The 4,049-nt window shown below is 70.0% G+C and carries 8 protein-coding genes; 7 read left to right on the forward strand and 1 reads right to left on the reverse strand.

What is annotated here, in order from left to right; translation table 11 throughout:
- Both WA805_RS05165 and WA805_RS05170 read left to right on the forward strand, forming a co-directional pair.
- On the forward strand, positions 1-350 hold a 350-nt coding region (locus WA805_RS05165), incomplete at its 5' end, for an ANTAR domain-containing protein (protein ID WP_425241777.1).
- Between the two features lie 7 nt (positions 351-357).
- Positions 358-789 (forward strand): hypothetical protein, encoded by a 432-nt coding sequence (locus WA805_RS05170; protein ID WP_422279412.1) that lies wholly within the window; start codon positions 358-360, stop codon positions 787-789.
- A 20-nt stretch (positions 790-809) separates the two neighbouring features.
- Here the strand turns inward: WA805_RS05170 and WA805_RS05175 are convergent, their stop codons facing one another.
- Complete coding sequence (locus WA805_RS05175; RefSeq protein ID WP_422286237.1) at positions 810-1,187, reverse strand: STAS domain-containing protein; 378 nt, start codon at positions 1,185-1,187, stop codon at positions 810-812.
- Between the two features lie 286 nt (positions 1,188-1,473).
- Here WA805_RS05175 and WA805_RS05180 point away from each other — a divergent pair, with 286 nt between their 5' ends.
- The 5 genes from WA805_RS05180 to WA805_RS05200 all read left to right on the forward strand — a co-directional run bounded on the left by WA805_RS05180 (position 1,474) and on the right by WA805_RS05200 (position 4,040).
- On the forward strand, positions 1,474-2,046 hold the full coding sequence (locus WA805_RS05180) for a sigma-70 family RNA polymerase sigma factor (RefSeq protein ID WP_422279408.1): 573 nt from the start codon (positions 1,474-1,476) through the stop codon (positions 2,044-2,046).
- Positions 2,047-2,139: 93 nt separating this feature from the next.
- A complete protein-coding gene (locus tag WA805_RS05185) occupies positions 2,140-2,316 on the forward strand; it encodes a hypothetical protein (protein WP_422279406.1) in 177 nt (58 codons plus the stop codon).
- Between the two features lie 135 nt (positions 2,317-2,451).
- The gene (locus tag WA805_RS05190; protein WP_422286239.1) at positions 2,452-2,844 is read left to right on the forward strand and encodes a hypothetical protein; all 393 of its coding nucleotides are present in this window, start codon (positions 2,452-2,454) and stop codon (positions 2,842-2,844) included.
- Positions 2,763-3,290: a hypothetical protein gene (locus WA805_RS05195; protein ID WP_422286241.1), complete on the forward strand. Its 528-nt coding sequence runs from the start codon at positions 2,763-2,765 to the stop codon at positions 3,288-3,290. Before WA805_RS05190 ends, WA805_RS05195 begins: the two co-directional genes overlap by 82 nt.
- A 42-nt stretch (positions 3,291-3,332) precedes the next feature.
- Positions 3,333-4,040, forward strand: coding sequence for an ANTAR domain-containing response regulator (locus WA805_RS05200; RefSeq protein ID WP_425241778.1), 708 nt, complete (start codon positions 3,333-3,335; stop codon positions 4,038-4,040).
- The last annotated feature ends 9 nt before the right edge of the window (positions 4,041-4,049 follow it).

Raw genomic sequence — 4,049 nt, forward strand, 5'->3', positions numbered from 1 at the left:
CGCTCACTCTGTACGCTCGGCGGCCGCGCGCGTTCGGGCCGGCCGAGACCGCGCGAGCGGAGCAGTTCGCCGGGCACGCGTCGGGAGCGCTGACGCTGGCGCTGCGGATGGCATCGTGCAATGACACCAACGACCAGTTGCGGTCGTCGATGGTCTCCAGGGCCGTCATCGACCAGGCGCTCGGCGTGATCATGGCCACCGAGCGCTGCCCGCAGGACAGGGCCTTCGCGGTGCTGAAAACGGTGTCCCAGAACACCAACGTCAAGATCCGCGACCTGGCCGCGTCGATCGTGACAAGCGTGAGCGGCGAGCCGCCGCGGTCGGCCCCGAACGGTTTCCAGGACGGTTGATGCAGCGATGAACACACAGATGCGCGGCCCGAACGCCGGACGTGGGCGGCCGGTCCTTCCGGTGGCCCGTGCGCTGGCGGAGCAGACATTCCGGTTCGCGGACATTCCGGCGGTCCGCCGCGCCGCGACGGCGTTCGGCGCCCGCGCCGGGATGGGCATGGCTAAGCTGTCGGACTTCGTGCAGGCGGTCAGCGAGGCCGCGGCCTGCGCGGTCGCACAGGGGCCGTGCACGGCCAGGCTGCGGCTGTGGACGACGGAGAACCGCGCGTTCTGCGAGGTGTGCGGTGACGGCATGCTGCTGTCGGACGGGCCGCGGGGCGCCAGGCTGGGCGACGCGGAACGGCTTCGCCGCTGGCTGCTGCAGCGGCTGTGCGACCACGTGTCCGTGGAGTCCGGACCGCAGGGCGTGCACGTGTTGCTGTCGATGACAGTCGCCTGACCAGGCCCTCGCTCTTCTGGTCAGGCGACTGTCATCGGGCCAGATCCCTCCTGATCGGGTAGCGACGCCCGGGCGTCGTCCACGGTCGGGTGGATGTCGATTAGCCGGTCAATGCCGACCAGGGAGAAGACGCGCAGCACCGGCGGGCCGCTCGCGGCCACGCAGATCGTGGCCCCGGTGGCGTCCGCGCGCCGGGAGGCGCGCACCAGCGCGGTGATGCCGGCCGAATCACAGAACGTGGTCACGGTCATGTCGACCACGAGGGCGAGCGCCCCCTTGTTGAGCACCGACAGCAGCGCTTCGCGCACGTCGTCGGCGATGGTCAGGTCGATCTCCGCGGGCAACCTCACCACAGCGGTCCGGCCGTACCAGGACACGAGAAAGCGGTCTTCGGACACGACGACACCGCCCTTCACAGGCTAAGGGGCGGGCCGCATCTCCGGACCCAGGAAAACGTGCGCGATCAATGGCGCACAACACGCAGCATTATGCTCACACCGCTCGCCGTGCACAAGCGGGAACGTGACTAAGGGTATGCGAGTTACGGAGTTTCCTGAGCGCGGGCAGCAGGTCCGCGGCCGCCCGCGGCGAATGACCGCTCACCGTGTCGCCAATACCCCGCATTGTCACGTTTCCCGCTCGGTAGCCGGGTAGTGGAGGGAGGCCGTTACCCGGGAGGTCAAGGTGAGTAATCCCGCCGAGCCAGCGGACCGGTTCGCCGACCAGGTGCTGCCCTACCAGCCGCAGCTACGCTCCGCCGCGCTGCGGCTGACCGGGAACCCCGCGGACGCGGAGGATCTCGTGCAGGAGACGTTCGCGAAGGCGTTCGCGGGCTTCGGGACCTTCGAGCAGGGCACGAACCTGCGCGCCTGGCTGCACCGCATCCAGGCCAACGCGTTCTACGGAACCTGCCGGGCGCGCCGCCGTCGGCCCCAGGAGTTTCCGCTGGACACCATCGAGCCGTCCTCGCCTGAGCGGACGGCCGTCGCGAGCTCGGCCGAGGACGCCGCGCTGGCCCGCATGCCGGATCCCGTGCTCAAGCGGGCGCTGCGCGAGCTGCCCGCCCGCCTGGCGACGACGGTCTACCTGGCGGACGCGGAGGGTTACAGCTACGCCGAGATCGCGCGGATCACCGGGGTGCCGATCGGGACCGTGATGTCCCGGCTGCACCGCGCCCGCAAGCGGCTGCGCGCGAAGCTCGCGGACTCAATGGCAGAGCGGGCGGCCGATCGAGGCCAGCGGACCCGCGCGGCATGAGCTTTTGATCCGCATATTCCGCAATTCCGGGGGAAGTAGCTAAGCGAAATCAGCCCGGGGGCCCAACAATCGAAAAGGTTAGAAAGGGAACTGATGAGACTCGGCTCCGTCATCCTGGCAATCTGGCTCATTATCGGCGCCTTCGCCGCCGGGCAGCGTGGATACTACGGCTCCTCGGTGACCTGCGCCCACGCGAGCACCGTGCTCGTCACGATCCTCGCGGGCCCGCTCAACTACATCGGCGCGAACCCCAAGGTCACCTGCCACTAATGAAGTAAGGTCCCCGGCGGCCATGCGGGGTCGCCGACCATGATCACGGAAGAAAAGCACGCGCATAGCGTGCTTTTCTTTGTCTCCCGCCGCAAAGGGATTAGGCGGGGTCGGCTTGGGTACGCGGTGCTCGTCATGGAGAATACTGAGATATCCCAGGTCACCGTGATCGTCAATGGAGAGCCGCGCGTGCTCAACGGGGCCTCCGGCCAGATCCGCACCATAGCCATCGTCGGCGGGAACCTGCCGCAGCGCACCAGGTGCCCGTACTTCCGGGACGTCACGATGCCGTGCAACAAGCGCGAAGTGGGGTCCGGCTGCCAGGCGACCGAGCCGGGGGCGGAGACTGGGAACATGGCGATCCTGGGGTACTCGCCGTTCTGCGTCGCGACCCACCCGTCGGACATGGCGCTGACCCGGTTCGGGCTTAGAGAGGAGGAGTCGACATGGCCTTGCCAGACCGCATCAGCCGGCCACGGCGCGGCCCGCGCGGCCGATGGCGGCTCCGGCGCCAGCTCGCGGGGATAACAAGGGGCCTGGCGAAAGACGCCACGCTGGCCGCGAAGTTCGCGATGTTCAACGCGCTCAACAAGGGCGAGCCGCCGTCCGGCGCCGAACCGCTGCCGCAGTTCCGGTGGCGGCTGCCACCGTTCGGCTGGCCGCTGACACTCCTCGTCGCCAGAAGTCGGCCGGCCAGGAACGGGCCGGGCAGGAGACCGGTCGCCTGGCGGGGCCGCGTCGTCGCCATCGCGGCGCTGGCCGTCGTCATCGCCGGCACACTGCTGCTCAGCTCGCTGTTGCGGCCTGCGGCGCGGACGTGCCTGATGCTCGCCTCCTCGGGGACGCAGGCCTCCGCGTCCGCCGCCCCGTCCAAGGCCGGCCAGCCGGCCGCCGCCACCGTGCCCGGCGAGCCCGTCGGCGGCTTCGCCAGGGGACCCGGGTCGGCTTGTCCCGCGTATCCTGCTAAGAAGTAGCTAAGCCTAAGAAGTAGCTAAGCGGCGGAGGGGCGGGGCGGCGTGACGGTCGAAGATCTCGGTCACGAGGCGACCGAGCTTGTCAGCCTCTCCAACGGCGAAGCCAAGTCACTGAACAAGCTGGCCGAGATGGCGGTCCGCCAGGTGCCCGGCTGCGCGGCGGCGCACGCCACGCTGTGGCGGGACGGCGAGCTGGCCGTGATGGCGGCCACCCATCCCGACCCGGCCGAACTCGTCGACCTGGAGATCAAGACAGGTGCCGGGCCCCTCGCTGTCGCCGTGGCCGAACGCAAGCCGGTGAGCTGCCCGGACGCGGTATTCGAAGACCGCTGGCCGGAGTGGGCCGAGGAAGCTCTGCGCCGCGGCCTGCGTAGCTCGGTGCACCTGGTCCGGCAGTTCCCGCCGATGACGCTGGTGCTGGCGTTGTTCGCGGTGCGCCCGGGCGTCCTGGACGCCGACGGGGTGCCGATGGCGGAGATGGTCGCCGGCTTCGGCAGCACGGTGTTCGCCAACACCCTCGCCTACGGCGAGGCGCAGCGGACTGCGACGCAGTTGAAGGACTCCGTGGCCGCCCGCGCGGTCACCGACCAGGCCAAGGGCATTCTGATGCACGCGCTCGGCTGCGACGCCGACCAGGCGCTCAAGCACCTGCGCCGCGAGTCGCAGCGGCGGCACCTCAAGGTCACCGAGGTGGCGGCGCGGATCATCGAGAGCCACGCCGCTGGCGGCCGCGCCGGCCCCCTCGGCTGAGTGCCGCGC

The organism is Trebonia sp. (genome assembly GCF_049794275.1).
Classification (GTDB): domain Bacteria; phylum Actinomycetota; class Actinomycetes; order Streptosporangiales; family Streptosporangiaceae; genus Trebonia.